This window comes from Paenibacillus sp. tmac-D7 (assembly GCF_006519665.1).
GTDB classification, from domain to species: Bacteria; Bacillota; Bacilli; order Paenibacillales; family NBRC-103111; genus Paenibacillus_G; species Paenibacillus_G validus.
Genome location: NZ_VIDW01000018.1, coordinates 77,237 through 99,825 on the forward strand (window position 1 = coordinate 77,237; position 22,589 = coordinate 99,825).

The 22,589-nt window shown below is 51.2% G+C and carries 12 protein-coding genes; all 12 read left to right on the top strand.

Going from position 1 to position 22,589, the window contains the following annotated elements:
- Nucleotides 1-50: 50 nt before the first annotated feature.
- The 12 genes from FKP33_RS14350 (at nt 51) to FKP33_RS14400 (ending at nt 22,520) form a co-directional block, all read left to right on the top strand.
- Complete coding sequence (locus FKP33_RS14350; RefSeq protein WP_141335542.1) at nt 51-2,084, top strand: cohesin domain-containing protein; 2,034 nt, start codon at nt 51-53, stop codon at nt 2,082-2,084.
- A 146-nt stretch (nt 2,085-2,230) separates the two neighbouring features.
- A complete protein-coding gene (locus tag FKP33_RS14355) occupies nt 2,231-8,128 on the top strand; it encodes a GH92 family glycosyl hydrolase (RefSeq protein ID WP_141335543.1) in 5,898 nt (1,965 codons plus the stop codon).
- Nucleotides 8,129-8,209: 81 nt separating this feature from the next.
- Nucleotides 8,210-11,290, top strand: coding sequence for a GH92 family glycosyl hydrolase (locus FKP33_RS14360; protein ID WP_141335544.1), 3,081 nt, complete (start codon nt 8,210-8,212; stop codon nt 11,288-11,290).
- Nucleotides 11,291-11,392: 102 nt separating this feature from the next.
- Entirely contained in the window at nt 11,393-15,028 is a 3,636-nt protein-coding gene (locus tag FKP33_RS14365) for an immunoglobulin-like domain-containing protein (RefSeq protein WP_141335545.1), read from the top strand.
- A 314-nt stretch (nt 15,029-15,342) separates the two neighbouring features.
- On the top strand, nt 15,343-15,519 hold the full coding sequence (locus FKP33_RS27200) for a hypothetical protein (protein WP_155615143.1): 177 nt from the start codon (nt 15,343-15,345) through the stop codon (nt 15,517-15,519).
- The gene (locus tag FKP33_RS14370; protein ID WP_127608365.1) at nt 15,516-15,740 is read left to right on the top strand and encodes a hypothetical protein; all 225 of its coding nucleotides are present in this window, start codon (nt 15,516-15,518) and stop codon (nt 15,738-15,740) included. Before FKP33_RS27200 ends, FKP33_RS14370 begins: the two co-directional genes overlap by 4 nt.
- A 140-nt stretch (nt 15,741-15,880) precedes the next feature.
- Nucleotides 15,881-17,410: an argininosuccinate lyase gene (gene argH, locus FKP33_RS14375; RefSeq protein ID WP_373423894.1), complete on the top strand. Its 1,530-nt coding sequence runs from the start codon at nt 15,881-15,883 to the stop codon at nt 17,408-17,410.
- Nucleotides 17,411-17,412: 2 nt separating this feature from the next.
- On the top strand, nt 17,413-18,321 hold the full coding sequence (locus FKP33_RS14380) for an amidohydrolase family protein (protein WP_141335547.1): 909 nt from the start codon (nt 17,413-17,415) through the stop codon (nt 18,319-18,321).
- 54 nt (nt 18,322-18,375) lie between these two features.
- A complete protein-coding gene (locus tag FKP33_RS14385) occupies nt 18,376-19,761 on the top strand; it encodes a sugar ABC transporter substrate-binding protein (RefSeq protein WP_258313447.1) in 1,386 nt (461 codons plus the stop codon).
- 23 nt (nt 19,762-19,784) lie between these two features.
- Nucleotides 19,785-20,714, top strand: coding sequence for a carbohydrate ABC transporter permease (locus FKP33_RS14390; protein WP_141335548.1), 930 nt, complete (start codon nt 19,785-19,787; stop codon nt 20,712-20,714).
- 15 nt (nt 20,715-20,729) lie between these two features.
- Nucleotides 20,730-21,590: a carbohydrate ABC transporter permease gene (locus FKP33_RS14395; RefSeq protein WP_141335549.1), complete on the top strand. Its 861-nt coding sequence runs from the start codon at nt 20,730-20,732 to the stop codon at nt 21,588-21,590.
- A 252-nt stretch (nt 21,591-21,842) separates the two neighbouring features.
- Complete coding sequence (locus tag FKP33_RS14400; protein WP_164751853.1) at nt 21,843-22,520, top strand: HAD family hydrolase; 678 nt, start codon at nt 21,843-21,845, stop codon at nt 22,518-22,520.
- The last annotated feature ends 69 nt before the right edge of the window (nt 22,521-22,589 follow it).

Sequence of the window (22,589 nt, forward strand, 5' to 3'; positions counted from 1 at the left end):
GCTGATTTTTCTTACATACCTACTTAATATTCAGAAAGGGAATACAGGCGATGAGAAAAGGTAAAAGGATATTCATGGTATGGGTGCTCCTCTTGCTTTTGTCGATGAACTGGATGGGTGTGCTGCAAAATGCGCATGCCGAGGAATCCTTCCAAGCGAACTTAACCGGCAAGGACAAGATACAAGCCGGTGAATCGTTAGACCTGACCTTTGGAATGACCGGTGTGACCGAAAATGTCTATGCCCAGGATCTGAGCTTAACGTTTGATCCGGAACAGTTCGACTTCATCCGTGCGGATTCATTGAAAGAAGGATTCTCCGTAGTCGGTCAATCTGAATCGCAGGGCCGGGTCCGGATTATTATGGCAAGCGAAGGGGCGGGTCATGCGGTCCATGAGGATGGCGAATTGCTGATTTTGCGCTTGAGGGCTAAGGCGCTCGTCTCGACCGTTACCGGGGAGGTTACGACGACAGACATTGCCATCTCCAACGGCGAAGGTGTGGAAATGAGGGTGGGCTCTGCTTCGCACAGCGTTCAAATTTCCGTGGTGGATAAAGCGGGGCTGCTGGCTTTAATCGCCAGCGCACAAACGAAACATGACATAGCAGTTGAAGGAACGGGCGTCGGGCAGTACCCTGCAGGCTCTAAAGCGCCTCTTCAAGCGGCTATTGACCGTGCTCAAGCAGTGGCCGACAATCAGGCTGCTACGGATGAGCAGGTGCAGCAGGCGTCGAATGAGCTGAATGCAGCGCTGCAGACCTTCATCGCTTCGGTCCATACACCTTTTCCGGGAGATTTAAACGGCGACAGCAAGTATACGATAGGAGATTTGGCCATTGTGTCGGCCGCTTACGGCCGGACGTCCGCCGATCCGGATTGGACGCGATATGTGAAGATGGATCTTAATTATGACGGTAAGGTCGACATCGATGACCTTTCCATGATAGCCAGAGAGATACTCAAGGGAGTGCCTAATCCTCCGCGTGCGCCTGAATGGTCGGCAGATAAGCAGTTGAGCGTATCCGATGTCACGCTGACCGGACTGATGCTGACATGGTCGGGAGCTTCCGATCCGGCTGGTGTGACCGGCTATAAAATTTATCAGGATGGCGACGAATTGGCTGCTGTTACCGGCAGTGTATACCAGGTTACCGGTCTCACGCCCAACAAGCAGTATACCTTTAAGGTGGAAGCGGGTAATGCATCCGGTCTCTGGAGTACCGATGGTCCGAGCGCTTCCGTGACGACGCAGCCCATTGCTCTTCCCTCGGTCGTATTAAGCGGTCCCGCAGTCGTTGCGTCCGGTCAATCCTTCGACCTGACCTATGGGCTGAGCCGTGTATCCCAAAGTGTCTATGCTCAGGATCTGACCTTCATGTTTAATCCGGAGCAGTTGGATTTTATCGATGCGGAATCGTTAAAAGAAGGGATCTCGGTCGTTATTCAATCGGATACGCCGGGCCGGGTCCGGATCAGTACGGTGAGTCAAGGAGCGGATCATGCCATTCATGAGGACGGGGAGCTGCTGGTCGTTCACTTGAGGTCAAAACCACTTTCCGAGCCCGCCTCCGCTACGGTTACGATGACAGACATCGTAGTCTCCAACGGTGAAGGCGTGGAAATGGAGCTAAACGACACATCGTATCACGTACAAATCACCCTAGTGGATAAAGCAGGGCTGCTGGCTTTAATCGCCAATGCCCAAACACAGCATGATGCTGCGATAGAAGGTACCAAGTACGGGCAGTATCCGGCAGAGGCTAAAGCTGCTCTGCAGGCGGTGATTGACCGTGCAGCAGCGGTGGCTGACAATCCCGCTGCAGACGATCAGCAGGTGCAGGAAGCGGCGGGTGATCTGGAGGCGGCGCTGCAAACCTTTATCGACTCGGTCATTAAGTCTGAACCGGGGGATTTAAATGGCGACAGCAAGTACTCGGTAGGAGATTTGGCTATTGTGGCTGCGGCTTACGGCAGAACACCGGCCGATCCGGATTGGTCGAAGGTGGCGAAAGCGGATGTCAACCTTGACGGTAAGGTAGATGTCAAGGATCTTGCATGGATCGCAAGATTAATTCTCGATTAGTGGCGCCGTCGGTTAAAACTGATTATTTTTTCGGAAGAAAAGATAGATTTAGCGCGTAGTTAAAGCCAAATGATTGAAGTAAGATGGTTTATAGTAAGCGCTTTCATTGATTTACCAATAACAAAATTACAGGGAGGTTTGTTGAAATGGGTAACCGAAGAGCCGGGAAATTCCTGGCTGCAGCTATGAGCGTCGCTCTGCTGACGGGGGGGTTATACAACCCATCGAATCAGCAGGCGTTTGCGGCTAATGAAGTAAGCGATTTTCTCTCATCCTTTGAAGCCGGTGATCCGCCAGTGACATGGCAAAACACCGTGGATACGGACCATGAGGGCAATCGTTTGACAGCCGGAATAGACGGTAACACCCCGTTTGCAGGCATTCCGGGGAGTGTCACGAACAAGGTCGTGGAAGTAACGGCAAGAGGAGAATATGCTTCATCCGGCGAAGTGGCAGCCAATCTGATTGATTCGAGCTCGAATTCAAAATGGCTGGATACGAGCTCGACCAGTTGGGTGAAATTCAAGCTTTCCGAACCGATCGCCATCGTGAGATATGCGCTGACCTCGGCGAACGATTCTCCGGGAAGGGATCCCAAAAACTGGCAATTTGAAGGTTCGAATGATGGCAGCACCTGGACTACTGTGGATACAAGAACAAATGAAACGTTCAGCAATCGTTTCCAGACTAAAGTATATGATTTCCCGAACGACACCCCGTACTTGTATTATCGGATTAACATCACGGCTAACAGCGGGGATTCTTACATCCAGCTGGCAGAGTTTCAGCTCTCCGACGGAATCGTACTGCCTCCACCGCCCCCGGCTGATATGAAATCGTTTATTTCGAATGGTCCTTCGGGTCTCTATGCCGCGAAATCTAATGCCGGCTGGAGCGGTTTGAAGGCCCTCACTTATTCCGGAATCCATTTGGCGGATGGAAGGGCGTATTCGTACAATAAACTTTATGATGTTGACATTACCGTGACACCGAATACCGAGCTTTCCTACTACATAGCTCCGGAGTTTACCGACAACGCCCAAATGGATTATTCCAGCACGTACGCTGCGGTTGATCTTGCTTTTTCCGACGGGACTTATCTTCATAGTCTAGGCGCGGTAGACCAGCACGGTGTTAAAGTGAATCCTCAGGATCAAGGGAATTCGAAAACACTCTATAACAATCAATGGAATTTCAAAACATCCCGAATCGGTGCCGTTGCGGCCGGAAAAACGATCAAGCGCATCCTGATTGCGTATGATAACCCGGCGGCTGTTCAAGGCACAGGATTCAAAGGGACGATTGACGATGTCAAAATCGAAGGGAATCCCGTTTCCCAAACCTACAACAGGCTTTCTGAATATGTCAACATCCTCAGAGGCACACAATCGAACGGCACATTCTCCAGGGGCAATAATATTCCGGCCGTTGCCGTACCGCACGGATTCAACTTCTGGATACCCAAAACAAATGCAGGTTCGGATTGGACTTATTACTACAATCAAAGCAATAACGCGAACAATCTCCCCACCATTCAGGCCTTTGCCTTAAGCCATGAGCCAAGTCCCTGGATGGGAGACCGCCAAACGTTTCATGTCATGCCGTCAGACACGGCGGGGACGCCAAGTATCAGCCGTACAACCCGGGCATTGCCTTTCCAGCATGCCAACGAGATTGCGAAGCCTTACTATTACGGCGTAACCTTTGAGAACGGCATCAAAACGGAGTTCACTCCTACGGATCATGCCGCCATTTTCAGATTTACGTTCACCGGCGATTCCTCCAACCTTATTTTTGATAACCAGAGCAACAACGGCAGTATTGCGCTTGATCCAGTCAACCAAACCATTTCGGGCTACACGGATCAACGAAGCGGCCTTTCCACCGGCGCGACGCGCATGTTCATCTACGCGGCATTCGATAAGCCGGTAACGGCCGGTACAAAGCTGACCGGAAGCGGAGGCGGCGGGTCGAATGTGCAGGCGTATTACAAATTCGATACCACGGCGGATAAAGTGGTTACAATGAAAATCGCCACATCCTTGATCAGTTTAGATCAGGCGAAGAAGAACCTGGAGTTGGAAATCGGTCCAAGCGATACGTTTGAAACGATCAAAGAGAAGGCTCAGACGCAGTGGGATCAGCTCCTGGGAATTATTCAAGTTGAAGGGGCGACAGAAGATCAGTTAGTCACTCTTTACTCGAATATGTACCGTTTATACTTGTATCCAAACTCGACATTTGAAAATGTCGGCACTAACGAAGCACCGGTTTATAAGCATGCCGACCAAACACCGATTACAACCTGCACGACGAGTACCGCAACCCAGACCTGCGCTAGCATCGCAGACGGCAAAACTTATGCCAACAACGGCTTTTGGGATACGTACCGGACGACATGGCCGGCCTATGCTTTACTGACGCCGACCAAAGCCGGCGAAATGATTGACGGATTCGTCCAACATTACCGGGATGGCGGCTGGATTTCCAGATGGTCTTCACCGGGTTATGCCAACCTGATGGTAGGAACAAGCGCGAATGTCGCTTTTGCTGACGCTTACCTGAAAGGGATCACGAATTTTGACGTGCAAAGCTTTTACAAATCGGCGTTGAAAGACGCTGCCGTGACTCCGCCTAATGCCAATGTCGGCAGAAAAGGGATGGCCACATCTATTTTCGACGGCTATACAAACACCGGCACAGGTGAAGGCTTGTCATGGGCTATGGATGGATACATCAACGATTACGGCATTGCGAACTTGTCCCAAGCGCTAGCCGTGAAGAACGATCCGAGCGATCCATATAACGCTCATTACGGGGAAGATTACCAATATTACATCAACAGAGCGCAAAATTATGTCAACATGTTTAATCCCAATGTGCAATTTTTCAACGGTAGAACCTCAAGCGGTGCTTGGCGCTCGACACCCGAGAACTTCAATCCGATTGATTGGGGTAACGATTATACGGAGACAAACGCCTGGAATATGGCATTCCATGTCCCTCAAGATGGGCAGGGGCTGGCCAATCTTTACGGCGGAAGAGAACAGCTGGCCGACAAGCTGGATCAATTCTTCAGCATACCGGAACCTGCTTCTACGGCCAATGCGGGCTCTTACGGAGGCGTGATTCACGAAATGAGAGAAGCCAAGGATGTGCGTATGGGACAATACGGACACAGCAATCAACCGTCCCATCATATCATTTACATGTATAATTACGCCGGCCAGCCTTGGAAAACGCAAGAAAAGGTTCGGGAAGCATTAAGCAGACTTTACATCGGCAGTGAAATCGGCCAAGGATATGCAGGCGATGAAGATAACGGCGAAATGTCCGCCTGGTATATCTTCGGCGCGTTGGGCTTCTATCCGCTCAAAATGGGAAGCCCGGAATATGCCATCGGGTCGCCGTTATTCAAGAAAGCGACGATCAACCTCGAGAACGGGAAGAAAGTCATCGTCAATGCTCCGAATAACAGCATGGAGAACAAGTACATCCAATCCTTCAGATTGAACGGCGAGGAGCATACGAAAACCTCCCTGCTGCATGCTGACATCGCAAACGGAGCAACGTTGGATTTCGATATGGGACCGGCACCATCCGCATGGGGCAGCGGTGAAAGCGATGTGCCTTCATCCATTACCGAAGGCCCGGCAGCTCCGGCTCCACTCAAAGATTCGACCGATAAGCTGATAACCCAAGGCGCAGCTAAAGCGACCGACAGCCAAAACAGCTCTGCAATAGGAAGCTTGTTCGACAATAACTCGAATACACGTGTAACCTTCAACAGCCAGACGCCATGGATCCAATTTCAGTTCCTCGGCGTGCAGAAGCAGGTGACGATGTATACGCTGACTTCGGGCAATACGGAAGGCGACGCGAAAAGCTGGGTTCTGAAAGGTTCCAATGACGGTCAACACTGGACGGTATTGGATCAAAGAAGCAACGAAGCGTTTGCGTGGCGCTTATATACCCGTCCTTTCAGCGTTCAAAATCCTGGGAAATACGGATTCTACAAATTGGAGATTACCGAAAACAGCGGCACTGCCACGACTTCTTTGGCTGAAATCGAGCTCCTGGCAAATCCGCCGGCTTCCTTAAACGATGAAGCAGCGGTAGCAGAGACCATCCAAGGACTGGATTTGGGCGATACCCATGCGATTACCGGAAAACTAGCCTTACCGGGCGGCAATTTTGACTACGGAACGACGATCACCTGGGTAAGCTCGAATCCGTCGGTCATCAATCACGAGGGAAAAATCGTAAAACGTCCGGGTATCGGACAGCCAAATGCGCAGCTTACGCTGACCGCAACGGTGAAGAGAGGCAGCGCAAGCGGGACGAAGTCATTTACTGTCACGGTGCTTGCTTTAACCGCGGCTGACCTTGAATATGGCGAAGGTGTCGATTTTAAGACGGGCCTGGAGGCGGGCGACGTGATCCCGACTTGGGAAAACGACACCATCGAGTCGAAAAACATCGGGGGATTCTGCTGCGGTCTCACCGGATTCGAGACGAAGGCCGGAGTAACCGGCCACAACAGCACCAATTCCATTTTGTATTCGGTCCAGGCAACAAGCGCGGAGGAGAACTACGCGTACAATAAAATGTTTGAGGCTCATTTCGATATTAAACCTTCTACGGTGTTGTCTTATTGGATCTATCCGGAAGGAAGCGGCGCGACCGTACTGCCGGAAAACACAAGAACGACAAGTCAATATGTATCCGTTGACCTTCAGTTCACGGACGGCACCTATTTGCGTAATTTGGGCGCCACCGATCAAAACGGTGTAGGTCTTCATCCAAATGCGCAGGGGAGCGGCGGAAAGCTGACAGGGGATCAGTGGAACCTTGTTACGTCCAATATCGGAGCGGTAGCGGCAGGGAAAACGGTTGATAAGATTCTCATCTCTTATAACGGGACCGGAAAAACCGGATACGCACGCGGCTTCTTCGATGATATCACCATCGAGCATGCGAAGAGTCAGCCTGGCGCGCTCTTAGCGGGTACAGACGCCGTTTCGCCCGGCGAGACTTTCGATCTGACCTATGGATTGAGCAGTGTGAGCCAAAGCGTATACGCCCAAGACGTGACCGTCACCTATGATCCGGAGAAGTTCGAGTGGATCTCCGGGGAATCCTTGATCGATAATGAATTCTTGATCGTGGATAAACAAGAAACGCCGGGTCAAATCCGGTTTATCGCGGTCCATGTCGGAACCAAGGCGTCGAATCCGAACGGCGCTCTGCTGACGCTTCGCTTCAAAGCCAAGACATCCGTACTTCCGGCAAACGGTACGATGAGGATAACCGGTCTGACCGTTGCTAACGGCGAAGGAATGGAAACCGAATTGACCGGCGCTTCACATACGGTACAAATCAAGCATGTCGACAAAGCGGCGCTCAGCTCCTTGATCGTCGAGGCCCAGGCGGCGCATGATGCAGCCGTGGAAGGCACCAAATTCGGAGAGTATCCGGCAGGCTCGAAAGCGATACTGCAAACGGCGATTAACGCAGCCCAGGCTGTAGCCGCTGACGCGCAGGCCACACAGGAAGCGGTTGATCTGGCCCTGTCTCAGCTGCGAACAGCGCTGCAAACGTTCAAGAATTCGGTCATCAGCACGGTGGATAAAGCGGCGCTGAACGCTTCGATCAGCGAGGCCCAAGCGGCTCACGATGCAGCTGTGGAAGGCCCAAGAACGGGCGAATATCCGGCAGGCACGAAAGCGATTCTGCAGGCTGCCATTCATGCCGCCAGCGAGATCGCGGGCGATGCAGCAGCCACCCAATCGCAAGTGGATCAAGCCGCGGCACAGCTGATTACGGCACTGCAAGTGTTCCGGGCATCCGTGAATACGCAGCTTCCGGAGGATCTGAACGGAGACGACAAATTCAGTGTCGGTGACCTGGGTATTATGGCGGCATTATACGGTAAAGCATCGGATGATCCCAATTGGAATTTGTATAAAAAAGCGGATCTGAACAACGATGGAAAAATCGATATTGAAGACCTTGCAGCATTAGCAAGAAAGATTTTGCAATAATTGCTCAGTTGGGGAGGGTGGCGTTTACGCCTTCCTCCCCAAGCTTTGGTCGCAAGGAGAAAAAATGTGGAGGTCATCGGGATGAGCACAACGGCCATGAAGAAATCGATAAGTCAGCTGCTTTGTTTGATGTTGATGTGGGGAATGCTTTCTATTCCGCCGGCGTTCGTTCAGACTGCCGATGCTGCGGTGCCAAGCTTCTATTCGGGTTTTGAGAATAAAGATACTTGGAAACCGACTTGGGAGAATGAGGCGGAAGCCGGCAGCAATGTGATTCAACCGGAATCCAAAGTAAGCAGCGAGAAAAGCCAATCGGGAAAAGGGGCATTATTATTTTCCGGTAAAGCTGCGAGTACCGGCAGCTCTTACACCTACAATAAAGTGTTTGATGTGAACATTCCTGTAAAACCGAATACCACAATATCCTATTGGATATACCCGCAAAGCAAATCGGCCCTAGACGGCATGAGCATAAACCATGGGAAAAACAGCACGTTTGTCGCCGTTGATCTCGCCTTTGAAGACGGAACCTACTTGCACGGATCCCATGCAGTGGACCAGCATGGGATCCTCATGCATCCCGAACAGCAGGGCAAGGGCGGGCATTTAGGACTCGACACCTGGAACTTCATTTCATCTGATATCGGCGGCGTCGCGAATGGAAGAACGATTAAGCGGATTCTCGTTTCCTATGAACAAACGGGGAAAATCGGTACGTTCCGCAGCTTTATCGATGAAATTCAAATCAGGAACTCGGAATTCGACCCGACTCCCTATGCAGACCCGTTACTCGGATCGCAAAATAACAAGCTGGACATTGTCGGCTTCGGCGGCAACAGGGGCAATACGTTCCCGGGTGCGGTAGTGCCGTTCGGCATGATTCAGTGGAGTCCGGATACCGGCTACAACGACCTAGGCACCGGTAAAGCGCCTCTGGGCTCGGGATATGATTACGACCGCAAATCCATTGCCGGGTTCAGCTTGACACACATTGACGGACCCGGCTGCGACATCGCTCAGAACATCCCGTTTCTTCCGATTGTAGGTAACTTACGCAAGTCTCCTGCAACCAATTTTGAGGACTATTCCTCTCCTTTTCAACGTGAGAATGAAACAGCGGTTCCTGGTTATTACAGTGTTGTGTTGGATAAATACAACATAAAGACTGAATTTTCTGCAACGGAACGTACCAGTATCGGTAAATTTACCTACCCTTCCTCCACGCAATCCATGATGCTGATCAATACCGGTATTAATGGTACGGGCGTTAGAGATGCAACCGTGAATATTGAAACCAATGACAGGGTCGTAACCGGTTCTGTGAATGCCGGCGGCTTTTGCGGCAGCAAGGGAAGCGGAACCTTGGCGGAAAATACGAACAACTATACCGTTTACTTCGCCGCAGAGTTCAGTCAGCCCTTCACTGAAGTCGGCACCTATAAGGGCGCTCAAATTATGAAGGATCAGGTTTCTGAAAGATCGGATATTCCTAACAACCGTAAAGTAGGCGCTTTCGTCAAGTTTGATACGACCGACAATAAAGAAGTGTACGTGAAGGTTGGGATCTCTTATACCGATATCGAGCATGCCAAGCTGAATTTGAAGACCGAGAACCCGGGATGGAACTTTGAGGCTGTCAAGCAATCGGCTCAGGCAAAATGGAAAAAGGCGCTGAGTACGATTGAAGTATCGGGGGGAACGGAGAAGCATAAACGGATGTTCTACTCTTTCTTGTATCATTCGTTGATCCACCCCAATGTGTACAGCGATGTGAACGGCGATTACAGAGGCTTCGATCAAAAGATCTATAACACGGAAGGCAAATATACGCATTATTCGACCTTCTCCGGATGGGACGTCTACCGGACGCAGATGCAGCTGATCGCCGTTCTTTTCCCGGATATCGGAGCGGATATCGCACAGTCCTTTGTCGATGACGCCAAGAGCAGAAACGGATTTTTACCAAAATGGAGTATAGCTAATTCCGAAACGAATGTCATGAACGGCGATCCTGCATCGATTACGATCTCCAATATGTATGCATTCGGGGCCAGAAGCTTTAATTTGCAAGAAGCTTTGAAGGTCATGGACTTCCATGCGTCGACTCCTTCAAGCCTGAACGGCCGGTTTAACCTGGCCGACTATCTGTCCCTGGGCTATATTCCGATCGAAAGAGGCGGATGGGTGACCGGTTATATCGTGGAATATAATAATGCGGACTTTGCCATCGCCCAGTTTGCCAAAGCGCTCGGCGATGAGGAAAAATACAATATCTATATGAACCGTTCGCAGAGCTGGATGCAATCGTTCAAAGACGGATACATTCAACCCCGGCTTGCCAACGGGAATTTTGAGGCCGGCTTCGATCCTGCAAGCGAGCACGGCTTCCAGGAAGCCAATTCCGCTCAGTATACCTGGGTGCTTCCTTTTAACTACAAAGGATTGTTTGAGAAAATGGGCGGCTTGGAAGCAGCCAGGGCTCGTCTCGATTTCTTCTTCCAAAAATTAAATGCCGGATCCAGAGAACCGCATTCGTTCTTGGGCAATCAGCCGAGTTACGGGATCCCGTGGGCTTACAACTTTGCCGGGCAGCCTTGGAAAACTCAAGAAATCGTGCGCAAGGGCATGGTTGAGCTGTTTCATGACGGTCCGTCAGGATTGATCGGCAATAATGATTTGGGTGCAGGTTCAGCATGGTATGTATTAACAGCTTTAGGATTGTATCCGTCCATTCCGGGTGTCGGCGGCTTTTCGCTGAATGCTCCGCTGTTCGATGAAGCGACCATCAAGCTGGGAGACTGTAAGCAGCTCAAGATTATCGGTAACGGTGCTTCGGAACAAGCGAAATATATCCATAGCCTAAAGCTGAACGGACATGATTATGACAGCACATGGCTGCCTTACGGGTTGATTGAGAACGGAGGCGTACTGGACTTTACACTGGGCACAACGCCTGATACAAGCTGGGCAACCCATCCGCCGGAGCCGTTAGCGCCGCCGTCCAACGGTTACCTCGGAGCGCAAACGGCCGGAAGGGGCCTTGATGTTCCGGCAGGGGAAATCCCGGTCTCCGATGGCACAAGGGTCCGGACAGGAACGGATCATGAAGGGGATTATCAGAAGTGGGCGGTGACCGGACCTTCTTGTGCACCTAACCTATAGTTTGATATCGCTTAATTGCGGGTGTTTAACGAGATCCCGGAGTAAAGCCTTTTTAGGGGTGAGCCCAGTCTGTTATTCATTGTACAAGGAGGTTCCAAGAGAATGAGCAAAAGGCTTTTGAGAATGTTGAATGTCATGTTCTGTACCGCTCTCCTGTCCATCCTGCTTCCGGCTCTAACGGTGCAGGCAGCTCCGGGCGATTTGATCAACGTCGCACTGGCCAACAACCTGAACGTTACCTTTAGCAGAGAAAACCCGCCAAGTGAAACAGCCGTGAAATTGTTTGATAACAGTTCGGGTACAAAGTGGTTAGCCGCACAGACGACGAATGTATGGGTTCAGCTCCAATTCAAATTTGGCGACACACAGGCGGTCCCCAAGTACGCCATGGTGTCAGCCAATGATGCGCCGACACGGGACCCTAGAAACTGGAGAGTCGAGGGCTCCAATGACGGATTGAATTGGGATGTGCTGGATGAGCGAAGCAATCAAACCTTCAACGCCCGTTTCCAAACGAAGGAATATATGATTGCGGAAGATAAGGTGAAGGACTACGCCTATTACCGGTTATTTATTCTGAATAACAACGGGGAGTCTACCAATACGCAGTTAGCGGATTGGAAATTGTATGCCGTGGAGCTCGACGATGACGCTTCGGTTGATTCCGCGGTGGCGGCACTTCAGTTGGGAGATACGACAGCTTTGACCCAGGGCTTGGCGCTGCCTGTGAATTTCCGGAAAGGCACGTCGGTCACTTGGGTAAGCTCGAATCCTTCCGTGATGAATAACAACGGGAAAATAGTGAAGCGTCCGGAGCTCGGCCAGCCGAACGCGCAGCTGACGCTGACGGCAACGGTGAATAAAGGCGCCGCCGTCCAGACCAAGCCGTTTAACGTTACGGTGCTTGCGCTCAGCGCAGCCGATTTTCAATATGAAGCGGGTATCGATTTTGAATCCGGTTTCGAATCGGGCGATATCGCTCCCACCGATACGACCGGACCGGACAATACTTACCGGCTGCTGTCGATGACGCGAAATGTCGGACAGTTTTGCTGCTCGATCGGCGGAATGGAATCCAAAAAGGGCAACGGGGCTCATAACGGAGCGGGCGCCTTACAGTTTTCGGGAAGTGCTTTGAATAGGGATGAGTCTTATGCTTACAACCAGATATTCGATCATGAAATCGTAGTAAGACCGTCTACTACGCTGTCATATTGGCTCTTCCCGGAAAAAGAAACGGATGTTCTGCCGACTCTGGTGAGAACGACCAGCAAATATACAGCACTCGATATCCTCTTTACCGATGGCACCTATTTGCATGATTTGGGTGCGAAAGATCAACATGAGGTTACGCTTCATCCGAATGCCCAAGGCAATGGCGGTTTCGTGATCGAAGATCAATGGAATTTCATTTCTTCGAACATCGGCGCTGTTGCGAACGGGAAAATCATCGATAAAATCCTGTTCGGATTTGACTCCAGCGGCGCTGATACCGGGTATTTCCGTGGAACTGTCGATGATATCACGATCGAGCATGATTCAACAGCCGGGGAAGCAAATACTCAGTCCGTAAACGCTGCGAAAGCCGCGTTAAGTTTAGGCGATACCTCCGCGGTATCCGGCGACATGAATTTGCCCGCGGCAGGCGAGCTGCAAACGACAATCTCGTGGATGAGCTCGAATCCGCTTATGGTTAGCCATGCAGGCAAACTTGGAGCGAGGCCGATTCCGGGTGAGCCGAGTGCAGAGGTCATACTGACTGCGACGATCAGAAAAGGAGACTCGATTGCGGCGAAGACGTTTGCCGTTCATGTGCTGCCGATCACCCATGCAGATGCGGCAGCCCTTGCTGAAGCGGAGCTTCATCTGGGAGACACAAGCGCGGCAGCTGATGATCTGGCATTGCCTGCTGCTGGTAAATATGGCACAACGATCACATGGGCAAGTTCGCATCCGGCAATCATTGACGGCACGGGTGATGTGAACCGTCCGGCTGCGGGTCAACCGGACGCGATAGTCACATTGACGGCAACGATTATCAGCGGTGCAGAATTCCTAACCAAGCCGTTTACGGTGATTGTGGTTGCAGAGGGAGATAAAGGAGATGTAGCGGCAGACCGAGCGCAGCTTGATCTTGGTGAGATCAGTCAGGTGACAAGCAGCTTGTACTTGCCGGATTTCGGACAGCACGGTTCGAGGATAGCATGGGCAAGTTCAAATCCGGCTGTAATTAGTGTGACGGGGGATGTGTATCGTCCCGGCACAGGGCAGCTTGATGCTGCGGTGCAGCTGACAGCGTCGCTAACCAAGGGAGCCGAAAGCGATACGAAGTCGTTTACAGTGAACGTCAAAGCGAAAAGCGTGGATGAGGAAATGGTGTTATCGGCTGCGGAGGCTCTTGATTTGGGGAACACCCGAGCTGTTACGAATCATTTGGCATTGCCTATAAGCATTGCAGGTATGCCGAACGTTGTATTGACGTGGGCAAGCTCAGATCCGATGGTCGTTGATTTCCAGGGTCGGGTAGAGCGGCCATGCTTAGGTGAACCGAATGTAACGGTAGCGTTAACGGCGAAGATCAGCAGCGGCACTGCCAGCGTGACGAGAACCTTTAACGTGACGGTCATTGCTCTCGGAGAAAGCGAAGAGCCTCTTGGCGATGACGCGACATTAAGCGGAATCACGATAGACGGCAATCCGTTGTCCGGATTCGATAAGGACACGTTGAACTACACGGTCGAGCTTCCGGAAGACGCAGCTCAAGTACCGGTTGTCCGTGCGGAGGCTGCCGATTCGAATGCAGACGTTGAGATTACACCGGCGGCGAACCTTCCCGGCAATACGGTGATTGTAGTTACGGCAGAGGACCAAATGACGCAGCAAACGTATACCGTTCATTTTACTTTAGCGGGTGCACCCATTAAAAACACGGCGAAATTAGAAGGCGCAGCACGTGTTACAACGGGCGCTTCCTTCGACCTTACTTACGGTTTGAGCAGCGTGAGCCAAAGCGTCTATGCTCAGGATATAAGCTTCACGTATGATCCGGATAAGGTTGAGTTTATTTCTGTAGATTCTCTGCGGGACGATTTTGTGATTGCTGATAAAAAGCTGACATCAGGCCAAATCCGAATCCTGGCCGTAAGCATCGGAAGCGGACTTAACGCCGGCAGTGATTTGCTGCGGCTGCAGTGGAACGCCAAGCTTCTTGCTGAATCATCGGCCGCAACGATAACTATATCCAATCTGGTTATCTCTGACGGCGAGGGAACGGAAACGGAAGTTGAAGGGACTTCCCACCATATTCAAATTAACGCCGTAGACAAAGCGGCACTCCAAGCTTTGATCGCCGAGGCGCAAGAGGTTCATGACGCGGCCGTAGAAGGCACACAAAGCGGCCAATATCCGGCAGGTACGAAAGCTCTTTTGCAAACCGCTATACAGGCTGCGGGCCAGATCGCCGGCAGCCCGACAGCTACCCAAACACAGGTGGATCAAGGCGCTGCACAGTTGAGTGCTGCACTGCAAGCGTTCCGGGCATCCGTCATTACCAGGCTTCCGGATGATTTGAACGGAGACGATAAATACAGTATCGGCGACTTGGGTATGATGGCTGCTTATTACGGCAAAACATCAGAAGACCCGAATTGGGATCTGTACAAAAAAGCAGATCTGGTTCAGGATGGAATCATCGACATTGCGGATCTTGCGGCATTGGCAAGAAAGATTCTCAGTTAGTGTCTAATCGTTGAGAACTATGATATAACGAAGCAGTCCCCGGTCATTCATAATGACTGGGGATTGCCCGTTTAGAAACTTGTTCAGTGACTCCCTCTACTCTAGAACGGGTGATTGGTGATTACGATGCTTTACACTCGACGGCGGCATTGCATCCCATTAAAATGTATTGACATATGAGGAATAAAATGGTACTTTTAGTAAAACATATTATACCTATTAATTAACTTGGATATAGCAGCGGACCGGAAAACCGGAGGCATGGAGATTTCGTTCCATGCTTTTTTTGTATAATCCTTTAGGAGGTGCAGCACATGGCCATTTTATTGGAATCGGTAAAGCTTTTAAAAACGGTAAAGTCGAAACGACAATCCTCTGTTGAAAATCGTAAGGATCATTTGGGTTATCTTCGTTCGTTTAAAGATTCATCCAGGTTAATGACGAACAATAAAAGCATAATCAAAGAATTGGAAATGAGGGTATTAGAATGATGAATCATACGAGGATCCTTTACAATAACGATCAAGCTCCTGTACAGGTTAATTTAGTCGGTACCGATGAAAAGCTTATTCCAGCATTGCTATCTGCTTTGAAAAATAACAAGATCACTCTATCCTCTATTCAAGAAGCTCCGGTACGGATTGATTTATTTAGCTCGGAAGCTTTTTTATATTCCTCAGGCGGAGATAAGTATCGTATACCTATCTTTTGACTATCGTTCAGATCACTGGAGATGTTTTCACTCAACCGGAGATAGCATCTCTTTTCTTTTAAGGCCTCGTCATTCGAACGGAATACCGGAAGGAGTTGTGTCTTTCATTGTTTCCCAGGGTTGGAGAAGAGAGGGCCATGATGGCTGAAGCAAAAGAATGGCGATTGGACGGAAGTGAGCGTTTTCCTGGAACAACCTATGCCGAGGTCGTGCTTGGACCGGCCTTTGAGCAAGCAAAAGCGGAGTTGCTGGAGCCCATGCTGGCTGTCAATAAAGCTCACCTGATTATGCTGCGCGAGGAAGGGTTGCTCGGAGAGGATGAGGCGAATCGCATCGCAGCGGCATTAACGGTCGTACCTGTTGCCAGAATCCGCGCTGAAGCATATACGGGCGCGTTCGAGGATTTGTTTTTCCGGGTTGAGCACGAGCTGACCGAGCTTGCCGGGGAAGCTGCGGGAAATCTTCATTTGGGGCGGAGCCGCAACGATATGGGGATTGCCATCTATCGCTTGGCGCTGCGGGAAAAGCTGCTGAAGACGATCTCCTCTGCGCTGTTTCTGCGGCAGGAACTGCTGCGCTTTGCCGAATCGCATGCCGATACGTTGATGATCGGCTACACCCACACACAGCAAGCGCAGCCGACGACGCTTGGGCATTACATTGCAGCGGTGGCCGATTCGCTGGACCGTGACATTAAGCGGCTGCAGGCTGCTTATTCCGGCTGCAACCGCAGCAGCATGGGTGCGGCTGCGCTGACCACATCCGGCTTCACGATCAATCGGCAGCGGATGGCAGAGCTGCTTGGCTTCGACGGCGTCATCGTCAACGCCTACGATGCGGTCAGCGGTGCCGACTATATCGGCGAAGCCGCATCCGCTGTGCAGCTTGCGGCGGTCAACACCGGCCGCTTTGTCCAGGAGCTGCTGCTGTGGAGCACGCAGGAATTTGCCGTGCTGCGGGTGGCTGCACCTTACGTGCAAATAAGCTCCATCATGCCGCAGAAGCGCAATCCCGTCTCGATCGAGCATATGCGGTCGCTGCTGTCTTCCGCTTTCGGGGACGCACAAACCGTGCTGACGATGACGCATAACACGCCGTTCGGGGACATTGTCGACACAGAGGACGATATGCAGCCTTACGCCTGGAAAGCGCTGGCGACGCTTGGATCGGTCTACAAGCTGCTCGCCAACGTTATCGCTACGCTTGAGATCAACAAAGACGTGCTGCGCATAAGGGCGGAGGAAAGCTTCGCCACCGTAACCGAGCTGGCGGATACCCTGGTCCGCGAAGAGCGGTTGTCCTTCCGCACAGCGCACAACATTGTAAGCCGAACGGTCAGGAATGTGCTCGAATTTGGCGGAACGGTCCGCCATATCTCACTCAGGCTGCTCGATGAAGCGGCTTTGGCGGTAATCGGGCGGCAGCTGACGCTTGGCGAGGAAAAGCTAAGGCGCGCACTCGATCCGCAGCACTTCATCGAGGTGCGAGCGCTTCAGGGAGGCCCGAATCCGGACGAAGTCCGGCGCGCTATCGGAGAGCAGCGCCAAACGCTTCACGAGCGGCAGGAGTGGCTCGAAGCAGCGTACAGCTCAGCCCGCTCTGCGCAGCAGCTGGTGGAGCGTACCGTCGAGGGATGGGCCCATCAATTCGTTCAAACGGAAGGAGCTTAGCTATGTTCACGAATGGATTCCGAGTCTATGACATCCACGGACACCTGCCCTATCCTTTCGGGTTTATGACGCGTAACCCGGTAGTAACGGCTTTTAACAAGCAGCGAGCCGAGAACATGCGCCTGGCCTGGGACTTCCCGGCCGTCGATAGCGAGCCTGCGACACCCGACAAGCCGATCATCGAACGCTGGGTCGAATCGCTCGACCGCTACGGGATCGGCGGATTGAATTTTTTAACCGCAGCCGACAATGACGATTTGGCCGCACAAATCAGCAGATATCCCGACAGGTTTACAGGCTTTGCCCACCATTCAATCGAATCGCCCGACGCCGCCGAGGAGCTGGAACGGGCAGTCGACGTGCTGGGGTTAAAGGGCTACAAGCTGTTCGGACCGCTGGTGCAAATTCCGTTTCACGACCCCTCTTTGACGCCTGTTTGGAGATTCCTTGCGGAAAGGCGGCTGCCCGTACTCATCCACTTTGGACTTCTGGGTCACACGGGAGGCATTGTGCACCACATGAATATTAACCCGCTCTCCATTTTCAACGTAGCCCGGGAGTATCCCGATATCCTGTTCATCATTCCGCACTTTGGGGCCGGTTATTTTCAGGAGCTGCTTCATCTGTGCTGGGGTTGCCCGAACATTTACATCGATACTTCCGGCTCCAACCAATGGATGCGCTGGACGCCATACGAGCTGACTCTGGAAACGCTCTTCCGCAAAACGTACGAATTAATCGGACCCAAACGTATTGTATTCGGAACGGATTCCGGCAGCTTTCCGAGAGGCTACGTTTACCGGTATTTGCAGGATCAGGTCCGCGTCTGCCGGGAGCTCAGGTTTAGTGAAGAGGACATCGAAAGCATATTCGGCAACAACGCCAGGAGGCTTTTGAACTTATTGTCATGAAGGCATTTCAAGATACTTGTAAGGTAAATCGTACAAATGTAGGGGAGAGGGACTATGATGAGAAAGCATTCCAGGCAAGAGGTTCAAAAGATTACGGGAAAAGCGGCACTGCTTTCTGCGCTCTCCCTGAGCGCCCTGACGGTATTGTCCGGCTGCTCCGGCTCGGGGGCTGCGCAAGCGGACAACGCGAAGCCCGTCGCCGAAGCTCCGAAAGGAGCCCAGCCCACAGCTTCCGACGAGAAAATCACGATTGAATATTGGCAGTACGAATTTCCGGCAAAAGTCGAGCTGGTGAATAAATTGATCCAGGATTTTCAAAAAACGCATCCGAATATTACTATCAAGCATACGAATTTTCCTTATGATCAATACAACGAAAAGGTAGCTACGCTCGTTCCGGCAGGAAAGGGGCCGGATGTGATCAACCTTTACTATGGTTGGCTGCCTAAATATGTGTCTTCCGGTTATTTGCAGCCGCTGCCGGAGAGCGAGTTTTCGGAAGCGAAGGTCAAAGCGGAGTTTTTTCCTTTTGTCGATGCGGCTAAGCTGAACGGTAAATATTACGCTATTCCCACGGCAGTACGGACGCTGGGTCTCTTTTACAACAAGGACCTGTTTACGAAAGCGGGTCTGGATCCGAGCAAGCCTCCGGCTACCTGGGAGGAGCTGATTACTTATGCAAAAAAGCTGACGGAGACCGATAAAAACGGCCAGTTCGTTGTGGAAGGACTTGCCTGGCAGCCGGGCGCCCAGCTTCATCATTGGTTCCGCGATGCCCTGATTTATCAGGCGGGAGGCAAGGATATCAGCGAGGATCGCCGCAAGCTGCTGTGGAACGACTCACTGGCAGGACTCGAGGCGTTCAGTTATCTTGTCGATCTGGCGGTTAAGCATAAGGTCGGCATCAACGGTTTTTATAACGATGATATTACCGCATTCAAAGGCGGCCACGCAGCGATGAATGTAGACGGTTCCTTCCAGCTCGGAAGCATCAAGCGGGATGCGCCGAACTTGAACTATGCTATCGCGCCGCTCCCTTCCTACAAATCGAAGGCGACGCAAGCGTCCTTCTGGGCGAATGCGATTCCGAAAAATGTGGAGGGCAAGAAGCTGGAGGCGGCGACCGAATTCCTGAAGTTTCTGACAAGCAAGGAGGTTCAGGAGCAGTGGGTGGAAAAAATCGGCGAGCTGCCTGCGAAGAAGGAAGTTGCCTTGCAGGAAAAATATACGAAGGATGAAAAGCTTGGGCCGTTCATCGAACAGCTTTCCGTCGCCAACTCCCACTTCTTTGTAGATGAAAAGCTGGAAAGAGACTACTTCACGCAAGCGGTTGATCAAATACTCCTGAATAAAACAGACTACAAGACAGCCTTCGATGAGCTGGTGGCCAAAACCCAGAAGCTGTATGACGATTACTGGGCGAAGCAGGACAAGAAGTAAGGTTCGGGGAGAGGTGAATTCCAATGGAAAAAGCCGAATCGCTGCCTGCAGTAAAACCGGAGGTTGCAGCGCCGAAGGGACTTAGCGTGAAACAGCAGAGGTACCTGTTTATTTACGGATGCCTGATCGTGCCGCTTATTTTCTTTATTACGATCCGCATTGCGCCGATTCTGTACTCATTTAATATCAGCTTGCGGGAATGGGATATGCTTTCCGAGGATAAGCCGTTTGTCGGCCTAGCCAATTTCGTGACGCTGTTTCAAGACGAAGTATTTTTGTCCGCTTTGCGGAACACGTTCGTGTATGTGCTTGTAGGCGTTCCGGGGCAGTTGATCGCCGGGCTTTCGATAGCACTGCTGCTGCAGAGCATTACCCGCTTTCGCGGGTTGTACCGCGTCGTTTATTTCATTCCCTATGTGACCAGTATTGTGGCGGTCAGCTGGATATTCCGGTGGATATTGATGAGAAACGGGATTGCCAACGCGCTGTTTCTGGAGCTTGGGTTATCACCGCAGCTGTTTCTCGGTTCTCCCTCTCAAGCGATTTATTTGATCATTTTGGTTATCATTTGGCAGGCGGTCGGATTTCAGATGCTGATTTTCCTGGCTGGGCTGCAACATATTCCGACCTTGTACTATGATGCTGCTGCTATCGATGGAGCGGGGGCTTGGCAGAGGTTCCGTCATATTACGCTGCCGCTGCTAAACCCGGTCATCGTATTTTCAGTCGTCATCGGCAGCATCGGCTTTCTGCAAACCTTTACACAGGTGTTGAGCATGACGGACGGCGGGCCGCTGAATTCCACTTTATCTTTAGTGCTGCACATTTACAATCTTGCCTTCAAGCATTTTAAAATGGGGGAAGCCGCCGCCGCTACGGTTGTATTGTTCGCCTTCATCCTGGCTTTATCTTTGTTGCAATTAAAACTGCTGAATAAAAAAATCGAATATTAATAAGGAGCGTTCGTTATGAGCCTATCCCTCAAGAGGACGTCCGCTGCCGCAGGCATCCATCCGGTTTATTGGCTTCGCGCCGCACCTTACGTGATTCTTGCCGCCGGTGCCATTATGATGCTGTTCCCGTTCTTGTGGATGCTTGCGACCTCTCTCAGAGAGCCTAAAGACTTGTTCACGCTCAACCTTATTCCCAGTCCGGCCACCTTGAGCAATTATGCGCAGGTATTCGTGAAGGCACCCTTCGCGAAGTGGATGCTGAACAGCTTCATTATAGCTGGGCTGACCACCGTTAGCGTTTGCTTTTTTGACACTGTGATCGGTTACATTATGGCTAAATTTTCTTTTCATGGGAAAAAGATCATTTTTATAGCCATCTTAAGCACATTAATGGTGCCGACGGAGATGCTGATCATTCCTTGGTATCTTCTATCGGTCAAGTTGAACTTGGTCGATACGTATTCGGGAATTTTGTTCCCGGGTCTCATTTCCGCTTTCGGCATTTTCCTGATGAAGCAGTTTATGGAGTCCGTGCCTAATGACCTGCTGGATGCGGCGAGAATCGACGGCATGAGCGAATGGGGAATTCTGGTGCGGATTGCAGTCCCGCTGATCAAGCCTGCCTTGGCGACGCTTTGCATTTTATCCTTTCTGGGCAATTGGAATTCTTTTATCTGGCCTCTTATTGTGACCCAAACGAAGGAAAATCTGACGGTGCCTGTCGGCCTCGCCCTATTTTCCAGTGAACTTAAGGACAGCAGCGGGTGGGTACTGATCATGACGGGCGCCTGCATATCGATTACTCCGTTGATTCTTATTTTTCTTGTCTTTCAAAAACAAATTATTCGCGGAGTCGCACTGACCGGTCTGAAGTAAAAATAAGGGAATTCGTTGTGCATGAAAAAAGTATTGAAATGCGTATTAATCCTAGTATAATACCTGATATAAGTCGATTTACACAGCTAGTCTACCGGACAACTGGGGACGGATCATTCTTAAGAACACTTTTCTTGGGATGCTCTGTCTCTTTTTTGTAGTGCAGCAATGAATAGAAGGGCTTTTATTCATGGGGATCGGTAAGAAGCCGGAGGAGATCAGAAAGCAGAAGGGATGCATGGACAAGCGGAGATGATAGATAGAAACAAGCTTCAATGGATTTTTTTTGATGTGGGTGATACCCTGGTGGATGAATCGCTGCCGTTTCAGAGCAGCATCGAACAATTTGTGCGCTATGCGGGCCTATTGGGTTATACGGTATCCGAGAAAGCTGTAAAAGATGGATTGACGGAGGCTTACACGTCGTTCAGTACCAGGCCGATGTGGCAGGTCATGGAAGCGTTGATTCCTTCCGAAGAAGCACGCATTCAAATACGGGGTCAAATGAAATATGAGAAGCACCTGGAGCAGCCTTTTCCCGAAGCAAAAGAGGTGCTGTTCCGCTTGGCCGAGCATTATAAAATCGGGATTATTGCCAATCAAAGCATAGGCACCTCCGATCGTCTGGAGAACTACGGCTTGCTCCCCTACATTTCCGTCGTATGCTCTTCCGCAGAGGCGGGGCTGTCCAAGCCCGATCCGAAGTTTTTCCATATGGCATTGGAGGAAGCGAAATGTTCACCGGAGCAGGCGGTTATGGTAGGCGATCGGATTGACAACGATATTCTGCCGGCGCAAGCGCTGGGGATGGGCACGGTTTGGGTGAGACAGGGTTATGCCAGGGAACAGCGTATACCTTTATCGGGCATGGCGCCGGATATTATTATAAACCGGCTGTCTGAAATTGTAGGAGCCTTGATAAGGCGTTAATATCCGGACGGAAGCTCGAAAGCGGGCTTAAATAAAGCGGGGCTGTCCCGGAAGTCATGATCATGACTT

Coding starts and splice junctions, on each gene's coding strand:
- FKP33_RS14350 (WP_141335542.1), top strand. CDS start 51: ATGAGAAAAGGTAAAAGGATATTCATGGTATGGGTGCTCCTCTTGCTT.
- FKP33_RS14355 (WP_141335543.1), top strand. CDS start 2,231: ATGGGTAACCGAAGAGCCGGGAAATTCCTGGCTGCAGCTATGAGCGTC.
- FKP33_RS14360 (WP_141335544.1), top strand. CDS start 8,210: ATGAGCACAACGGCCATGAAGAAATCGATAAGTCAGCTGCTTTGTTTG.
- FKP33_RS14365 (WP_141335545.1), top strand. CDS start 11,393: ATGAGCAAAAGGCTTTTGAGAATGTTGAATGTCATGTTCTGTACCGCT.
- FKP33_RS27200 (WP_155615143.1), top strand. CDS start 15,343: ATGGCCATTTTATTGGAATCGGTAAAGCTTTTAAAAACGGTAAAGTCG.
- FKP33_RS14370 (WP_127608365.1), top strand. CDS start 15,516: ATGATGAATCATACGAGGATCCTTTACAATAACGATCAAGCTCCTGTA.
- argH (WP_373423894.1), top strand. CDS start 15,881: ATGGCTGAAGCAAAAGAATGGCGATTGGACGGAAGTGAGCGTTTTCCT.
- FKP33_RS14380 (WP_141335547.1), top strand. CDS start 17,413: ATGTTCACGAATGGATTCCGAGTCTATGACATCCACGGACACCTGCCC.
- FKP33_RS14385 (WP_258313447.1), top strand. CDS start 18,376: ATGATGAGAAAGCATTCCAGGCAAGAGGTTCAAAAGATTACGGGAAAA.
- FKP33_RS14390 (WP_141335548.1), top strand. CDS start 19,785: ATGGAAAAAGCCGAATCGCTGCCTGCAGTAAAACCGGAGGTTGCAGCG.
- FKP33_RS14395 (WP_141335549.1), top strand. CDS start 20,730: ATGAGCCTATCCCTCAAGAGGACGTCCGCTGCCGCAGGCATCCATCCG.
- FKP33_RS14400 (WP_164751853.1), top strand. CDS start 21,843: ATGATAGATAGAAACAAGCTTCAATGGATTTTTTTTGATGTGGGTGAT.